The sequence below is a fragment of the Streptomyces sp. PA03-6a genome (assembly GCF_033792765.1).
Classification (GTDB): domain Bacteria; phylum Actinomycetota; class Actinomycetes; order Streptomycetales; family Streptomycetaceae; genus Actinacidiphila.
Genome location: NZ_JARAVK010000204.1, coordinates 1 through 16,438, shown reverse-complemented (window position 1 = coordinate 16,438; position 16,438 = coordinate 1). Strand labels below are relative to the sequence as shown.

The following is a 16,438-nucleotide window of genomic DNA, read 5'->3' as shown; positions in this document are numbered from 1 at the left end:
CCCGCAAAACACTCGGATGGAAGACCCCGGCCGAGGCACTCAACGAACACCTACACTCGGCCCAGAAGACCGGTGTTGCGACGACCGGTTGAATCCGCCTTGACTGCCGGCATCCGAGTGATGGATCAAGCCGCTGACCTGCTCGTTCGGCCGGTAGCCGCGCTGCCACAGGGCCTGCTCGACCACGTCCAGGACCAGGGATGTCTGCTTGCTCCGCGACGCCTTCCAGCCCAGGATCCGGCGCGAGAAGGCATCCACGCAGAATGCGACATAGACGGTCCCGGCCCAGGTGGGCACGTAGGTGAAGTCCGCGACCCACAACCGGTTAGGCCGCTCGGCGTCGAAGTCACGGTTGACCAGGTCACCTGCCCGGCACCCATCCTTGCCCGGCAAGGTGGTCCGTATCCGTCGTCCGCGGAGCGCTCCAGCCAGGCCTGCCTGGCGCATCAGACGCTCAACGGTGCACCGCGCAACCTCGGTGCCCTCACGCCGTAACTGATGCCAGACCTTCCGCGCCCCGTAGACGCCATAGTTGACCTGATGGATCCTGCGGATCTCCTGGGTCAACTCGGTATCGCGCACCGACCGCGCCGAGGGAGGCCGACGCTTGGCCGCGTAGTAGGTGGAGGCCGAGGCGGGGGTGCCAGCCCAGGTCAAGGTGCGGCAGATCGCCTCAACGCCGAACCGTTCGCGGTGAGCATCGATGAAACGGATCAACGCGGCGGCTTCGGGTCGAGTTCGGAGGCGAAAAAAACGGCCGCAGCCTTGAGGATCTCATTCGCCCGCCGCAGCTCGGTGACCTCCTTCTCCAGTTCCCTGATCCGCTCACGCTCCTGCTGAGCGGCAGCCGCCCGCGGATCGGCCTGGGCCTCGGCCTTCTTCACCCAGTGCCGCAGGGCCTCGGGATGAATCCCGAGAAGATCTCCGACCTCCCGGATGATCCCCGACCGCCCCGGAGACTGCCCCCGCTTCTCAGCGACCATCCGCACGGCCCGCTCGATCAGCTCCGCTGGGTACTTCCTCTGCGCCGGCATGAGCGCATCCTTCCAAGGTTCAACGCTCTGCACCGAACCCGGAGCGATTCAACCAAGCCGGGGGTAGACCAAGTTCGCCGAATACCATGCCTTCCGCTTTGCCTCGTGCCCATGGGCACCTCGCCCCCCCCAGGCCGGACGCCATGCAAAGCCGCGGCGCCCTCGTCAGCCCATCCGGTGCCTTGTCGCAATCAGACAGCACCTGCCCAATCTCCGCGGCCAGGTTCCTCAACACAACCCCCAGCGCCCAGCAGCTCGTAAGTCGGGTTGCAACACCGAATGCTCCCGGACCGGGTCACCTGAAGCGAGGTGCGTCCTGGACCGGCCCGCCGACAAAACGGCAGAAACAGACGGGCCTCGCCACCGTCCTGGGACACCAGGTCCCCCCGACTGGGCGGGGAGACCTGGGCCAGGCGCGGAAGGGTTATCCGAATGGCATCCGCACCCACGGCCATAAGGCCATCAGCAAGCCTACCGACTAAGACCGTGTCCTATGTGGTGAGGCGGACGTTGAGCCGAAACGGCTCGTCCGCCTCTTACCACATAGGACACGGTAAAACCTCCCCCGGGGGCGCTGCTCCGGCAAGGGTCCACTCAGCCCATCCTTGGCCGGCCCATCCTTGGCCGCCCTCGCCCGCGAGCTCCGCAGCGTTGGCAGGGCCAGCGTCCGGGCCGGTGAGCCTCGGGTCGATCCGAGGAGTGGGCCGTCATGTGCGGTTGATGCGCCGGTCGGCCTGGGTCAGCCAATAGGCGAGCTAAGGCGAGCCGGATGTGGCCTCAGGCGGCGACCTGGACAACAGACCCAGCAGGAACCAGATGCGGAGCACGATGTGATGTGCAATCTGCGCAGGCGCCAGCTGGGATGCAGCAAGCGCGGCTCCTGATCGCCATCGTCCGGAGTAGTGACCTGCAAAAACCGCTGTACGGCTCGCTGAGGCGCGAAGCGGTATCCCGATGACCGATCACACAGGCGACCTTGAGTTAGTCCCTCACAGAGCAATTCACGCAAACCTGCAGGTCAGACCGGGTGAAGGCGACTCTCGCGTGTCCCTTTTAATCCAATATTGGCGATTCCTTAGAGGGCACGTGGCTACCGGAGGACACGCGCATCACGCGCCTGTTGTCACTCGAATGGCAGCAGTTACGGCTCCCAGAAAGACAACGTTCGCGGTAGGACTCACCCGCGTCACCCATCGCGCGAACAGCAAACCTACTACCGATCACTGAGTCAGTCGGCGTCATTGCTTCGACACCAATGAGCCCCGCGACGGCGCCCGTTGACGGCGACGATGGCGCCCTATGAACCCCCGCCCCAAATCGCCAGCCAGCACTAGTTGCACCTCTGAGCCTCTGCTGGGTAGGGGCAGATCAAGCTACCGACGATCCAGGAAGCGCTCAGGCTGCCCTCGAGCTAGAACGAGGCACACACCGCAGGCCGGCTGCCGCTTGTGCACCACTCCCATCAGATGCGGTACACCCACTGGCCTGTTCAGTATTGGATCGGACGTACCCGTACCTGGCTGACGTCCAAGCTGGACGAAATTTCCATCGCTTACCTGTCAGATAACCTCGCCACTTCTCGCCAGAAGGAAGGCCTCACGGAAACCAGGTGCTGCACAGTTGCTCCCGCTACATGGCCGCGATATCTCACTGCATGCTTCGCCCACTCAAGGATATGCATGTGTACTCACCTGCCGTAAGCACACCGTAGGGCTCACAACTATGTGACTGTGTTCATCCTAAGCTTGCTGGCCGAACTGCGTCCCAGCCTCTGCTTGTGCAGCAGTGATGGAAAATTTTCTGCGGCCGCTCCGGACTCAGTGCACTGCTGTGGTCCAACATGATCAGTTCGTTGACAGTGTGGATACGAGGCAGGGTCACCCGAATCCGGCTCCCTCACCGCCCTGGATAGCAATGAAAGTTTCCGGATCATCTGATCCGACCGACTTGACTCACTTACCTACTTGACTCTCGAAATCGAGCCGATATGACCCAACTTTTGTTCACTCTGCTGAGCTTGACAGAAGGGTGAAACCAAGCAAGAGAGGTGCGATGCAAGGGTGTCTTGCACCAGGCAGGCGGAGGCAAGTAGGAGATGAGAGTGTTCCGGGTCCCGATGGGTGGCAATCTACTGACGTGATTTCCACCAGATACCAACTGAGGTGGTAGCCATCTGCGTGACCCCAGGCGGTCCCAGAGGTCGAACTAGAGCACACAGATGTAAGTGACTCTGGTGGATCACAGCACTTGAACGGCCTTCCCACAACAACACGCTTGGACGCCAAAATCACTTGGCCGCGAGCACGCCGGGACCGCTCTAATCGGGATTGATGATGGCATCGTCGCCGCCCGCGGCGTCAGCCTCGAGTTGAGCACGCCGACTTCCCCTCGGCCGTCTGACCTGCTATTTTACGAGAACACACAAAAGAACAAGCAGGAAGGCAAACATCAAAACAAACACAGATTCAAACGCCTCTCCATGTGTGCTGACCACCATGCCAACACACATGCTGGACAACCGTTTCATAGGGAGTTTGAGGCGCATGTCTACAGGGAGATACACTTGAAGCTCTACACGCATATGGGTAGTCATGACGAAATGACTTTGAACACACACCTAATTACACTCCCCCACCCGCTTGTTTGCATTCATTCCTAACTGCGTGCAGGAATGTGCGATGGAAGGCGGGACTATCCACAGGCATGCAACCTTGTACGTCTCCATTTTGACAACCCAGTACACATCGTCGTTGCTCAACATGGTCACCGGTCGGCGTGCATGCATGCACGAACACAGGATGAACTTATGGCTTTCCAATAGGTACCCTCGAGTGTTGACAAGCTTGACGTACCATCGGTTTGATAGCGCGATGACTGCGAGGGGAGATTGCACGATGACAGTCTCGTTGAACATCACGTTTCCAGGCGAGCCTTACTGAAGGTTCGATTGACAGTTGTCTCGTTTGCATACGACCAATGCCACACGCCTGCACGCATGCGAACGATCAGTCACGTTGAACAACTCGTTTCAACGCATGATCACAGGACGAGCCTCATACCTGCCCGAATGCGGGTGCACACCCTTACAAGTCTGCTGGCGCACACGCCTGGTCGTATAAGGGGTTACCAATCGATTGCATCAGGTGCTCGATTGTGTGGTTCCACGTGTGTTGTCACACTGGTTTGACTTCTCGTTAGGACACGTGACGCCTTGAAGGTGCCCGGTTGCGTACACATGCCTGCTTGCAAGTACGTGGGGGAGAGGTTGGCAAGGCCTAGCCGACTGTTGGCATCTCCGTGTGGACACCCGCCTGTTGGCGCACATGGCAGGGGGCATGTACTCTCACATGCTGATCACTAGGTCGATTGGCGTGTTGCCGTGCTTGTCGACCTAGTCTTCTGCCATGATGCTGGTGCCTTCGAGGGCCTCGCCGATTGCTGGAAAGTGAGCTCATCACCGATGAATCCGTCTGACTCAGGGATCGACTACGACCAGTTCGGCCGGGTCTTCATGCTTGGCAACGGCAAAGGCGGGGTCGGCAAGACAAGCCTCACTGCGAACGCAGCCGCGAAGACAGCCCGCGAAGGCTTGCCCACGCTTGCCATCGACGTAAACGGCCAGGGCAACATGCATCGAGACCTCGGGTACGGCCCCCAGGACCAGGGAAAGGCGTTCGCCGAGGCACTGGCCGACAGGAGTCCGCTCGTCCCGCTCCAGGGTGTTCGCGAGAACCTCGATGTCATCGTCGGCGGACCCGAAATTCGCAAGATCAACGGCATCATCCAGGACGTCGCCCGCGCAGACGGATTCTTTGAGGCGTACCTACGATTCGCCGTGTGCCTGCAGCCAATCCTCCCTCGCTACGGGGCGGTCTTCATCGACACGCCACCCGAGAACCCGGACCTGCTGCGCCTCTGCCTCTTGGCCTCGCGGTTCGCCGTGGTGCCCGTGAAGTACGATGCCGCGTCCTTGGATGATGGTCTCAACGACTTCGGACAAGCATTCAAGATGGCCGTCGGCGTAAACAGGCAACTGCGGATACTCGGTGTGGCCCACTGCTTCTCACCTCGCAACGCGACGCGGATCCACGAGGACATCGAGCGGCGAGCGAAGCAGATCCTCGGTAAGCACGCTTACGTATTCCCTCGAGCTGTTGGACACTCATCGACCATGGCAAACCTCATCCGCGAGCGTGGCCGCACAGCCTACGAGCTCGAGCAGGAGCGCCAGGCAGGGAACAAGACCATCCCAGACGCCGCTGGTGCCTTGTCCGCGGACTACGAAGCACTCGTGGCTCAGATCTTCACTCGTGCCAACGATCTCGCCCAGGCCGTCTGATGCCAAAGAACACCCCGAAGGCGACGGAGTCAGCAACAGCTCCCGGCCAGGAGCCGGCAGTGGGTACGCACGAAGACCTCTTCGACGCCCCAGCGGACGCCGGCAGCGACAACCCGTTTGCGAACTGGGCACCTGCCACTGGTGGCACGGCAGCGCCAGTCGCTCCCGTGCCACCTCGTGTGGCGCCTCGGCCTGTGCCTGTTCCTCCTCAGGCACCAGAACCCGAGTACGTGCCTGAGGAGCCTGCAGAGGGATTCCCCCGCAACGGCCAGTCCGGGTTCCGCGTCAGCCAGGAAGTGGCCGATCGTCTCAAGGCGTACCGGCAGGAGCAGGAGCTCACGGTGACTGAAGTCGTCATCATGGCTCTCGACCACATCGCGGAAGAGATCCCTGCAGCCATGGACCGAGCCAAGACGCCAGCACGAGTACAGCCGCGGCGCAGTCGGTTCGCTCCGCGCGGCGAACAGGGACCTTTGAAGGGAACTGGCCCCGTACAGCGCTGGTGGCAGCCCACCAGGGATGATGTCCGAGTCCTTCGTGAGATGGCTGCGGAAGCCGAAGTTCGTGACAAGCCAGGCGTCCTCATCGCAGTGGCTCTCAATGAATTCCTCCCTGGAACATTCATGAACGTTGCTGGCGATCTGCGCCGCAAGCTGCAGGGTGATCCTGCAGCCGTGGTTCCGGGCGAACTCGCGCTGTCGCGCGCGTACGGGATCTCCCGCGAAGTGGCTCGCCAGACCTTGACCCAGTTGCACGTTGAAGGGGTGGTCCCCGTATCAGAGACCTGACAGGCGATGGGGGAGAGCCGCCGGCTTCCGACCTGTGGCTCTTTACCTCTTGTCCGGTTCAAACTCTCTGGTTCACCCTTCGGCCGGGAACACGCGGACAGCGGTGACGAGGGTGCCGTGCCAGTGCTAAGCGTGTTGCAGTCTGTGAGCAGGACATTTTCCTTGTGTGCGTGGGGTGTTGAGGGCTGACCTTTGTGGGTGGAGACGTTCACGGGGCGGCGGATGAAGCAGTTCGAGCGGTTGCTGAAGGTGGTGCGGGAGCGGGGTGGCGGCGGGCCGCACATCGGGCGGCCGTGGTGGCTGCCGCTTGCTGGCCGGGTGCTGCGGCTGGTGGCTGTCTACTACCGGACGAACTTCACTATGCGGGAGCTGGCACCGCTCTTTAGGGTCTCGCCCATCATGGTGTGCAGGGTCATCCGGCGGTTACGGCCCCTCCTCGTGCTGGAGCAGGCCGCACGTCCCATCGATGCCGCGGACCGGCTGTGGATCGTGGACGGCACGCTGGTCCCGGTCCGAGATTGCAAGGTTGGTGCCTCGAGCCGTAACTACCGGTTCTCCGCAAACATGCAGGTCATCATCGATGGCGACACTCGTCTGGGTGGCCGCCGCGCGCCCGGCGCCGGGCAACAGGGCCGCCGGTCATGTGTGGCGCGACTGGGGCCTTCCGCAGCACTGCCAGGGCGCACCGTTCTCGGCGACGGCGCCTATATCAACACCGGCCTGGTCGTCCCGCACCGCAACCGTCCCGGCCGGCCCTGCTGGCCGACGAGGAAGCCGATAACGCGGAGCATCGCCGGATCCGTGCGCGGGTCGAGCATGCGATCGGCCGGCTGAAGAACTACAAGATCGCGTGACTGCCGACAGCACGGCAACGGCCTCCACCACGCGGTCCAGGCCATCGCACACCCTGCACAACCTCGCCCTGACCGTGTAATCACAACACCAATGAACAGGCCCTGACCTGCAAAACCAAGGCCTTCTGCAACACGCTTTAGTCGATGAGTGAATGGCCTTCGAAGTGGTCGATTCAGAAAATGGTTTTCAGTTCCATAGCCATGTTCGATACGCCACATACATACAGATCTGGGCCAACCTCAGCCAGCTCAATCCGACGGCAGTATCGGCGTGCCCTAGGCATGGTGCGGACAGCATCGGTGTGACGGCAACCGATGGGCCAGGCCGGGGGAGAGGTGCGCATGGTGGACCATTGTCACGGCCTCGCGTCTCACGACGGCTTGAGGATCGAAGTCGAAGTTTTCGAGCACGGTAGGGGAAGCCAAGCGGCCCGAATCCCGCCATCGGTGCCATGCTCGTCAAGGGCGATGACGGGTTTGCTGAACGATCGGGTGACGTCTTGACCTGCCCCACGGTTTGGGTTCCAGCTGCGGTGGCTAACTGGCCGCGGGGACGGTGTCTCGTGCGGAGAGTAGCTCGTACTCGATTGGGGTGCGGTAGCCCAGTGCTGAATGTCGTCTCTGGCGGTTGTAGAAGATCTCGATGTACTCGAAGATCGCGTTGGCCAGTTCGACCCGGGTCTTCCAGCGCTTGCGGTTGAGCAGCTCGATCTGCATGGAGGACCAGAACGACTCCATCATCGCGTTGTCCAGGCCGTCCCCGACGGTGCCGAACGACGGCAGGAGGCCAGCGGAGCGGATCCGTTCGCCGAAGACCCAGGAGGTGAACTGGGTGCCGTGATCGGCGTGCACTATCCCGCCCGGCTCGGGGCGGCGGTTGCGGATGGCCATGTCCAGCGCGTTGACCACGAAGGTGGAGTCCTGCCGTGAGTCGATGGACCAGCCCACAATCCTGCGGCTGAACGCGTCCAGGACTGCCGCGCAGTACACCCACCCTTCCCTGGTGCGGTGCTGCGTGATGTCGGTGACCCACAGCTCGTCGGGGCGCAAGCGATGGAACTTGCGATTGGCCAGGTCCTCGGCGGTGACGACACCCCGCAGGCGCTTGATGCGCACCGGTCCGGGCAGGCCGTGGATCCCGGCCTGTGACATGAGCACCGACACGGTCCTGGTGCAGACCCGGATACCCATGCCCAGGGTGAGCTCGGCGTGGATGCGGCGGTAGCCGTAAGTGCCGCGGGAGGCGACGTGAACCTCTCGGATCAGCCCGGTCAACCAGTCTCGCCGTAGCTGCCGTGGAGTGGTCGGTGTGCGCTTGTGCTTGTAGTAGTTCTGCCGGGCGACGCCAAGGATCCGGCAGCACCTGTTGACCGGGGCCCCGGCATCGACGAGTCGGTCGATCACCGGGTAGAGCCTTTTGGGGCCGGCATGTCCTCGCCGAGGAACTTCGCCGTCTGCCGGACGATCGCCAACTCGGTTTCCAGCTCATGGATCCGCCGGCGAGCGGCCCGCAACTCAGCAGACTCGCTCGACGGCGTTCCCGGTCGCCGCCCGTTGTCGATGTCGTCTTGCCGCAACCACTTCGACAACGTGACGGGATGGATACCGAGCTCCACCGCCGTCTGTATGGCCTGCTTGCCAGCACGGATGAGCCCGGTGGCGCGCGCCCGGAACTCCGGAGGATAGGGACGAGGCATGACTGCCAGCCTTCCGTGAAGGGCTGTCAGTTAGCCACCAAAACTGGAACCTGAGAGGTGGGTCAGGTCATCTGAGCTGGCTTGCCCTGTGGGGCGGGTGGGAAGGATGTCGCTGTGCCCAAGCCCTATCCGGACGAGTTCCGCCAAGACGTCGTGCGAGTCGCGAGGAACCGTGGCCCGGGGGTGACGGTCGAGCAGGTGGCCACCGACTTCGGAGTCCACCCGATGACGTTGTGGAAATGGATGCGCCGTGCGGACATCGACAACGGGGCCAGGCCCGGGGTGACCAGCCAGGAGAGCGCGAAACAGCGGGAAGCGCGCCGGCGGATCAAGCTGCTGGAGCAGGAGAACGAGGTCCTGCGCCGGGCCGCGGCCTACCTGTCGCAGGCGCATCTGCCGGGAAAAGGATCTACCCGCTCGTGAAAGAGCTGGCCGCGGACGGGATGCCCGTCACGGTGACGTGCCGGGTGCTGAAGCTCGCGAAACAGCCCTACTACTACCGCTGGCTCGACAAGCCGGTGACCGACGCCGTGCTGGAGGAGGCTCATCGCGCGAACGCGCTGTTCGACGCCGCGAGGATCCCGAGTTGGGCTACCGCTTCCTGGCCGACGAAGCCCGCAGCGCGGGTGCCGCGATGGCCGACCGGACCGCGTGGCGGATCTGCCGGGACAACCACTGGTGGAGCGTGTTCGGCAAGAAGCGCGGCAGGATCAAGAAGGCCGGCCCGCCGGTGCACGACGACCTGGTCCGCCGCAACTTCACCGCTGACGCTCCGAACCGCCTGTGGCTCGCAGACATCACCGAACACGCCACCGGCGACGGCAAGCTGTACCTCTTCGCGATCAAGGACGCCTTCAGCAACAGGATCGTGGGCTACTCCATTGATGCGCGGATGAAGTCCCGCCTGGCCGTGACCGCCCTGGACAACGCCGTCGCCCGGCGTGAACACGTCGACGGATGCATCCTGCACAGCGATCGCGGATCGCAGTTCCGGTCACGGAAATTCGTCCGGGCACTCGATCGCCACCGGATGGCCGGATCGATAGGGAGAGTCGGGGGCAGCCGGCGACAACGCGGCCATGGAGTCCTTCTTCAGCCTGCTGCAGAAGAACGTCCTCGACCGCCGGAACTGGACCACCCACGAGGAACTGCGGACCACGATCGTGACCTGGATCGAGCAGACCTACCACCTGGTCGAAGCCCAGCAGGAGGGAACCACAAGTCGCACAGGCTGATCATGCCCAGCTCGAGGCCATACGCGAGCTTGTCGGATGCGTGCGTTGGTGGCGAAAGTCGTGGAGTCGCACGTTGGCCCGCTCTACGGTTCAGCGATGTACGCGGAGGCTGGGCCCCTGTGGGATGTCGCGGCGTGTGATGACTGGTCTAATCCCGCGTTCCCAGAACAAGCGCCGGCAGGGAGTTCCCGCGGGTTGTGTGCACGGTGCCAACCAGATCGGCCACCGCCGGAGGCCTTCTCCAGCAAGACCGCGAGCTGCGTGATGCCGTCCGTCAGCAAGACCGCGAGCTGCGTGATGCCGTCCGTCAGCAAGACCGCGAGCGTTCCACTCCACCCGTCAACGGGGACATAGTGGTTTGCGACCCCGGCAGCACGCCGCCGGGCGCCCCGGACACGACTGGAACCGACCACCTCACACAACCAGTCGATCTCCTCCGCCACCTTCGAACAACCCGGACTAGTTCGGCACAGACAACAGCACCAACAGCCGCGTCAAAAACCACAGTCTGAGACAACCCACGCACCAAACTTCCAAACCAGCACCCAAGCCGACAACCACAACATGGTGGGAGCAGTCCTTGTCTCTTGGTCCCTGGGTGTTTGTGCAGGTCAGGACGGTGTAAGGGACTGTAGGGACTGGGTTTCCCAATTTAAGAGTGCGTTCAGGTTCCTGCTTCTCATGTGCGCGGGCGCAAGATAACTTGCACATCACAGTCCCTACAGTCCCTGGTGTTGCTGCTTCAGGGGGTATGACCTGCGGTTTGGGGACTACCCTGCTCCGGGCCTAGGGCAGGTCCAGTCCCTCTTCTACAGTCCCTCCTCCTTGCCCAACTGCTTGAGACAGCCGGCCCAGTCGGTCAGTGGTTGCCAGGGACGGACAGTGTCTAGGTTTGGTCCCTTGGTCCCTGGGTGTTTGTGCAGGTCAGGACGGTGTAAGGGACTGTAGGGACTGGGTTTCCCAATTTAAGAGTGCGTTCAGGTTCCTGCTTCTCATGTGCGCGGGCGCAAGATAACTTGCACATCACAGTCCCTACAGTCCCTGGTGTTGCTGCTTCAGGGGGTATGACCTGCGGTTTGGGGACTACCCTGCTCCGGGCCTAGGGCAGGTCCAGTCCCTCTTCTACAGTCCCTCCTCCTTGCCCAACTGCTTGAGACAGCCGGCTGCCAGAGCCTTCTGGGCTCCTCTCAGGGCCTAGGACAGCTTTGCCCACACGCGCCCCCACACAGGCTCAGAACGGCTGCCTAGAGCGGCCTTAAGCCGTTCTCAGGTGTCGCCACTAACAGGAGCAAGCTGAACTAGCGACGGCCGCTGGATGCAGGTGCCCATCAGGTCAAGGGACCACCTGTGGTTCGTTGCTGGGCGGGCTTCCAGCCTCGGGGCACATCGGTATCGGCGAGAACGCTCAGAGGCCAGGCGGCGTGTGCTGACCCTGCTCTCGTACTCGCGGTGAGCCTCGCGCTGGCCCGGGACCGCCGGGACCCCGGACGCCTGCGAGCGGCTGGCAGTGGCACAGGAGCTGGCGGTGCACGGCAGGGGTGCCGTTGTCGTGCAGGGTGTAGCCCCAGCCGAGCCGTACAGTCGCCCCCCTGGCGAGTCCGACGCGTTCGGAGTGGTCCAGGTTGGTGGTCGGAGCGAGTCGGCCACCTTGCTCAGCACATCGACGAACCGGTGCCCCACCCCTCGCTGGAACGCGTTCTTGGCCCCCGGCTCGACCACCAGGCCGTCACCTGGCTGCTGGAGCGCTACGGCTCCCCGGCCGCCCTCAGGAAAGCCGGACGCCGCAGACTCCTCGAGGTCATCCGGCCCAAAGCACCTCGCATGGCCACCCGGCTGATCGATGACATCTTCACCGCCCTGGACGAGCAGACCGTCGTGGTCCCAGGGACCGGCACCCTCGACATCGTCGTGCCATCGCTGGCCAAGTCCCTGGCAGCCGTGCACGAACAGCGGCGGGCCCTTGAGGCCCAGATCGAGGCCCTGCTGGAGGCCCACCCTCTTTCCCAGGTCCTGACGTCACTCCCCGGTGTCGGCGTCAGGACCGCCGCAGTCCTTCTGGTCACCATCGGCGACGGCAGCTCGTTCCCGAGCGCCGCCCACCTCGCCTCCCACGCCAGCCTAGAGCCTGTCGTCAAACGTCAGGCCCACATCAGCAGTGATGCGAGGGTGACGGCGGCCTGGAAGGACTGAGCGGTCTTGTCGTAGCGAGTGGCGATGCCGCGCCATTGCTTGAGGCGGTTGAAGCAGCGTTCCACGACGTTGCGGCGCTTGTAGACCGCCTTGTCGAAGGCCGGGGGTCGTCCACCGCGGCGTCCGCGGCGGCGCCGGTTGCGGATCTGGTCGACGCGCTCGGGGATGGTGTGCGCGATGCCCCGTTCACGCAGCCAGGTGCGGATGGCCCGTGAGCTGTAGCCCTTGTCGCCGATGACGTGCGAGGGCCGGATTCGGGGCCGGCCAGGTCCGATCCGGGGCACGCGGATGGCCTGCATGATGGCGGTGAACTGGGTGCAGTCGTTGGTGTTGCCGCCGGTGATCGTGAAGCCGTGCGGGCGGCCCAGTCCGTCGCAGGCGAGATGGATTTTGCTGGTCAGGCCGCCGCGGGACCGTCCGAACCCCGGGTTGTGGGCCCCCGAGGCTGCTATGTCATGTCAAGCCGCTTGGGGAAGCTGTTCCGTCTGTTGGTTCCGTCGTTCGAGGATCTTGAAGATCTGGCGGCAGATGTTGCGTTTGAGGCATCGCTGCGCATCGCGGGGGCTCTTGCCCTCGCCGACGCGTCGGGCGACGTACGTCTTCGTGGCAGGATCGAGCCGCATCCTGATCAGGGTGATCGTGTGCATCGCTCGGTTCAGCTGGCGGTCGCCGCCCCGGTTCAGCCGGTGCTTGTTGGTTAGCCCTGACGAGGCCGGGATCGGCGCGACACCGGCGAAGGAGGCGAAGGCGGCCTCGGAACGGAACCGGCCCGGATGCGACCAGCTGACCAGGATCTGAGCTGCGGTGATCGGGCCGATCCCGAGCAACTCCAAGAGTTCAGGAGCCTGCTGTCGGACGAGCTGGAGAAGCTCGTTCTCCAGCTCGCGGGCTTCGGTCTGGAGGTGCCGGATGCGCTGAGCGGTAGAACGCAGGGCGCGGACGGTCATGCGGTGCTCGGTAGACAGCGCGGCGCGGACGGTCATGCGGTGCTCGGTAGACAGCGCGGGGCGGCCGCGCAGGCCAGCGCAGCGTGTGACCTGCTGCGGCCGGCTGAGGCGACGCAGCTCGGCGCGGAGGTCGTCCGGCGCGGACACGATCAGTGCCTTGAGCTGGTTGATGGCCGCCGTGGAGGCGTGCACGGCGCCTTGCCGGGTGGCCAGCAGCACGCGCATCGCCTCGCGTTCCCCGCGGCTTCGGGGCTGGATGACGGGCTCGGTGGCCAGGGCCTCGCGGGCCGCGCGGATGGCGTCGAGCATGTCCGTCTTACGGCCTCCCCGGACCGGCGGGCGCTTGGGGCGACAGACTTCGATGACGCGTTCGCCAGCGTCTTCCAAAAAGGCGGCCAGGCCAGCGCCGTAGCTGCCGGTTCCTTCGAGTGCCCAGCAGCGTCGGCCGGGCACGTGCTGCTGGGCGAAGTCCAGCAGGCGCTGGTAGCCGCGCGTGTGAGCAGGTGAGTCGGTGGTCTGCAGGACGGCCCCGATGGGGCTGACGGCGGCCGCGGCAAGCGTGTCGCGGTGGGTATCGACACCGATGACGCCGTCGACGTGTTCTGCGAGCATGGTCACGCGGTTGTTCTCCTCCGGGCGGACGGACCGTGATCGGCGTCGGCCTGGGTGGAGTCACCGCGCGGCGGAACTGTGATGAGTCACGCCGGAAGGCGGACAAGCTGCTGATCAAGCCAACGGGTGGACCAGGCCGACGCCCGCGTCCGGCAGACACCTCGGGGGAACGGCAGCCCCTGACGGGGCGCCAGTTATTTTTCGAGTCATGCCGGATCATGAGCGCCGAGCCTGGCAGCAACCCATCCCGGGCCGCAGAAGAACTCTCACAGTTACCTTTTTCCTGGCCTCGCAATGAGGCTCCCGGCCTCCGACACCGGCAGGACTTGAGCCCCCAGTCGGTGATGATCGAAAAGGTGGTGTCACCGGGCGTCGGAGGCATTGGCAGACCGCTGATTAGGGGCACGAGCGCCGATCCCGGACCGGGCGAGGCAGTCTCTTCGTAACGTGGATGCCGGCACGCCGATGCCGCAGGTAGGCCGGGAAGAGGGCGAACACAGGAGCAAGACCGTGAACGATGACGGCAGCATCGACGTCTACGTGGGTCTGGACGTCGGCAAGAGCGAGCACCATGCCACCGCCCTGACCCCGGCGGGCAAGCGGGTTTTCGACAAGCGGCTGCCCAACACCGAGCCGAAGCTGCGCGAGGTGTTCACCAAGCTCCAGGCCAAGCACGGCACTGTGCTGGTGGTGGTCGACCAGCCCGCCTCCATAGGCGCACTGCCCCTGGCCGTGGCCCGCGATGCGGGATGCCGCGTCGCCTACCTCCCCGGCCTGACGATGCGGCGGATCGCCGACCTCTACCCGGGAGGAGCCAAGACCGACGCCCGCGACGCGCACATCATCGCGGATGCGGCCCGCGCGATGCCCCACACGCTGCGGGCCATCGAACTGGCCGACGCGACCGTCGCCGAAATGGAGATGATCGTCGGGTTCGACGACGACCTTGCAATCGAGCTGACCAGGACCAAGAACCGCCTGCGGGGGCTGCTCACGCAGATCCACCCGTCGCTGGAGAAAGTCCTCGGCCCGCGTCTGGACCATCCCGCCGTGCTTGCGCTGCTTGAACGCTTCGGTTCCCCGGCGCAGATCAGGAAGGCAGGCCGGCGGCGACTGGTCACACTGCTGCGGCCGAAAGCGCCACGGATGGCTGAGCGCCTGGTCGAGGAGATCTTTGCCGCACTGGACGAGCAGACCGTGGTCGTCCCCGGCACCGACGCCGCCACGCTGATCATCCCCAGCCTCGTCTCCACCCTCGGCTCCGTCCTGGACCAGCGAAAACTCCTCGCTACCCGCATCGAGGAACTCCTGGAGGCCCACCCTCTCTCCGAGGTCCTGATCTCTATGCCCGGCATCGGGGTCAGGACCGCGGCCCGCATCCTCATCGACGTCGGTGACGGCAGCACCTTCGCCACAGCCGGACACCTGGCCGCATACGCTGGCCTGGCACCGGTCACCCGCAGCTCCGGCTCGTCCATCCGTGGCGAACATCCCGCCCGGCGGGGCAACAAACAGCTCAAACGCGCCTTCTACCTCGCCGCCTTCGCCTCGCTCTCGCAACCAGAATCACGCGCCTACTACGACAGGAAGCGCCGCGAGGGCAAGCACCACGTCGCAGCCCTGGTCGCCCTCGCCAGACGACGCATCGACGTGCTCTTCGCCATGCTCCGCGACGGCACCCTCTACGAGCCCCCGCTCAACGCGGCAGCTTGACGAAAGCCATAGGGGCACCTTTTCGGGCCCCGGCGGCATGCTGGTGGGCCCGCACGATGGTGGAGTCGACCGACACCATCCAGTCGACGGCACCGGCCGCATCCGCCTTCGCCTGGGCTGCCCGCAGCATCCGGTCGAAGGTTCCGTCTGCAGCCCACCGGCGGAAACGGGTATGCAAGGTGGCCCAGGACCCGTATCGCTCAGGCACGTCCCGCCAGGCGGACCCAGTCCGGAACTTCCACACGATCCCGTTCAGGACCATGCGGTCGTCCAGCCGCTTCCGCCCCGACTCGGCATGGGGCAGCAGCGGCCGGACGAACTCCCACTCGGCGTCTGACAGTTCATGGCGACGTATCACCGGACCATGATCCACCAGGCAAGATCGTTTGACGACACGCTCTAGCCCCCACAACCAAGCAGTCCGGCACCTCGATCCGCGGCGAACACGCACCCCGAGGCGGAAACCGGCAGCTCAAACGGGCCATGTTCCTGTCCGTGTTCGCCGCCCTCCACGACCCCGCCTCCCGCACCTACTACGACAAATGCCGGGCCCGCGGCAAAACCCATACCCAAGCCCTCCTCCGCCCCGCCCGCCACCGCATCAGCGTCCTATTCGCCATGCTCCGCGACGGCATCTTCTACCAACCCCGCACCCCACGACTCGCTTGACGAAGGACATAGAGGCACCCCCCCCCGGCCAGAAAGCTGCGTACCCGAGTTCCTCGCCTCCATCGCCTTCGACTCTCCGAGCAACGACAGAACCGGCTGCCGGCTGGCGAATCCGATCGCAAGCGCGGCACGCATCACGACCTCGGCCTAGTTTTCGTCCGCGGGTACCAGCGAGACCACCGTGGCGGCCGCCGTCAGCACGGCGGCGCGCTGGCTCCTCCAGCGCCGGCTACAGCGCGGCTGTCGACGACGCGTGAACCTTGGTTCTGGATCACTTTCCGTGCTGGAGCCACGGAGCGTCACCGGAACCGCGATCATGAACGGTCGTGGCTGACGATCTCCTCCAAGACCTCTGGCTTC

7 protein-coding genes and 9 pseudogenes are annotated in these 16,438 nt (G+C 64.4%); 9 read left to right on the top strand and 7 right to left on the bottom strand.

The features are described from left to right. Nucleotides 1-111: 111 nt before the first annotated feature. Together PV350_RS34785 and PV350_RS34780 are read right to left on the bottom strand one after the other, a co-directional pair. Nucleotides 112-717: pseudogene (locus PV350_RS34785) on the bottom strand (IS3 family transposase); the annotation flags it as partial. After that, nucleotides 714-1,034 (bottom strand): transposase, encoded by a 321-nt coding sequence (locus tag PV350_RS34780; RefSeq protein ID WP_500337540.1) that lies wholly within the window; start codon nt 1,032-1,034, stop codon nt 714-716. The gene PV350_RS34780 and the pseudogene PV350_RS34785, both read right to left, overlap by 4 nt. A 3,379-nt stretch (nt 1,035-4,413) precedes the next feature. Here PV350_RS34780 and PV350_RS34775 point away from each other — a divergent pair. The 3 genes and pseudogenes from PV350_RS34775 (at nt 4,414) to PV350_RS34765 (ending at nt 7,095) form a co-directional block, all read left to right on the top strand. Then, a complete protein-coding gene (locus PV350_RS34775; RefSeq protein WP_500337539.1) occupies nt 4,414-5,373 on the top strand; it encodes a ParA family protein in 960 nt (319 codons plus the stop codon). Between the two features lie 230 nt (nt 5,374-5,603). Then, nucleotides 5,604-6,161: a hypothetical protein gene (locus PV350_RS34770; protein WP_500337538.1), complete on the top strand. Its 558-nt coding sequence runs from the start codon at nt 5,604-5,606 to the stop codon at nt 6,159-6,161. Between the two features lie 166 nt (nt 6,162-6,327). Further along, nucleotides 6,328-7,095 (top strand): annotated as a pseudogene (locus tag PV350_RS34765) (transposase family protein). Between the two features lie 457 nt (nt 7,096-7,552). On the opposite strand, the pseudogene PV350_RS34760 reads toward PV350_RS34765, so the two are convergent. Next, a pseudogene (locus PV350_RS34760) lies at nt 7,553-8,712 on the bottom strand (IS3 family transposase). Nucleotides 8,713-8,826: 114 nt separating this feature from the next. Here PV350_RS34760 and PV350_RS34755 point away from each other — a divergent pair. From PV350_RS34755 to PV350_RS34740, 4 genes and pseudogenes are all read left to right on the top strand, one after another. Next, nucleotides 8,827-9,135, top strand: a complete 309-nt coding sequence (locus PV350_RS34755) for a transposase (protein ID WP_500337537.1) — start codon at nt 8,827-8,829, stop codon at nt 9,133-9,135. A gap of 211 nt (nt 9,136-9,346) precedes the next feature. Further along, nucleotides 9,347-9,757, top strand: a pseudogene (locus PV350_RS34750) (transposase); the annotation flags it as partial. Between the two features lie 34 nt (nt 9,758-9,791). Further along, entirely contained in the window at nt 9,792-9,947 is a 156-nt protein-coding gene (locus PV350_RS34745; protein ID WP_500337541.1) for a hypothetical protein, read from the top strand. Between the two features lie 1,677 nt (nt 9,948-11,624). After that, nucleotides 11,625-12,083 (top strand): annotated as a pseudogene (locus PV350_RS34740) (transposase); the annotation flags it as partial. Nucleotides 12,084-12,085: 2 nt separating this feature from the next. Here PV350_RS34740 and PV350_RS34735 read toward each other — a convergent pair. Then, nucleotides 12,086-12,583, bottom strand: a pseudogene (locus tag PV350_RS34735) (IS5 family transposase); the annotation flags it as partial. 12 nt (nt 12,584-12,595) lie between these two features. Next, complete coding sequence (locus PV350_RS34730; RefSeq protein WP_500337536.1) at nt 12,596-13,702, bottom strand: IS110 family RNA-guided transposase; 1,107 nt, start codon at nt 13,700-13,702, stop codon at nt 12,596-12,598. A 504-nt stretch (nt 13,703-14,206) separates the two neighbouring features. Here PV350_RS34730 and PV350_RS34725 point away from each other — a divergent pair. Further along, the gene (locus PV350_RS34725) at nt 14,207-15,409 is read left to right on the top strand and encodes an IS110 family RNA-guided transposase (protein WP_500337535.1); all 1,203 of its coding nucleotides are present in this window, start codon (nt 14,207-14,209) and stop codon (nt 15,407-15,409) included. A gap of 19 nt (nt 15,410-15,428) precedes the next feature. On the opposite strand, the pseudogene PV350_RS34720 reads toward PV350_RS34725, so the two are convergent. Beyond that, nucleotides 15,429-15,785 (bottom strand): annotated as a pseudogene (locus PV350_RS34720) (IS5 family transposase); the annotation flags it as partial. Nucleotides 15,786-15,808: 23 nt separating this feature from the next. Between PV350_RS34720 and PV350_RS34715 the strand changes: the two are divergent. Next, nucleotides 15,809-16,078 (top strand): annotated as a pseudogene (locus PV350_RS34715) (transposase); the annotation flags it as partial. 12 nt (nt 16,079-16,090) lie between these two features. Here PV350_RS34715 and PV350_RS34710 read toward each other — a convergent pair. Beyond that, a pseudogene (locus tag PV350_RS34710) lies at nt 16,091-16,288 on the bottom strand (hypothetical protein); the annotation flags it as partial. Between the last annotated feature and the right edge of the window lie 150 nt (nt 16,289-16,438).

Excerpts from the sequence above, each read along its gene's own strand:
- PV350_RS34780 (WP_500337540.1), bottom strand. The coding sequence starts at position 1,034 with ATGCCGGCGCAGAGGAAGTACCCAGCGGAGCTGATCGAGCGGGCCGTG.
- PV350_RS34745 (WP_500337541.1), top strand. The coding sequence starts at position 9,792 with ATGGAGTCCTTCTTCAGCCTGCTGCAGAAGAACGTCCTCGACCGCCGG.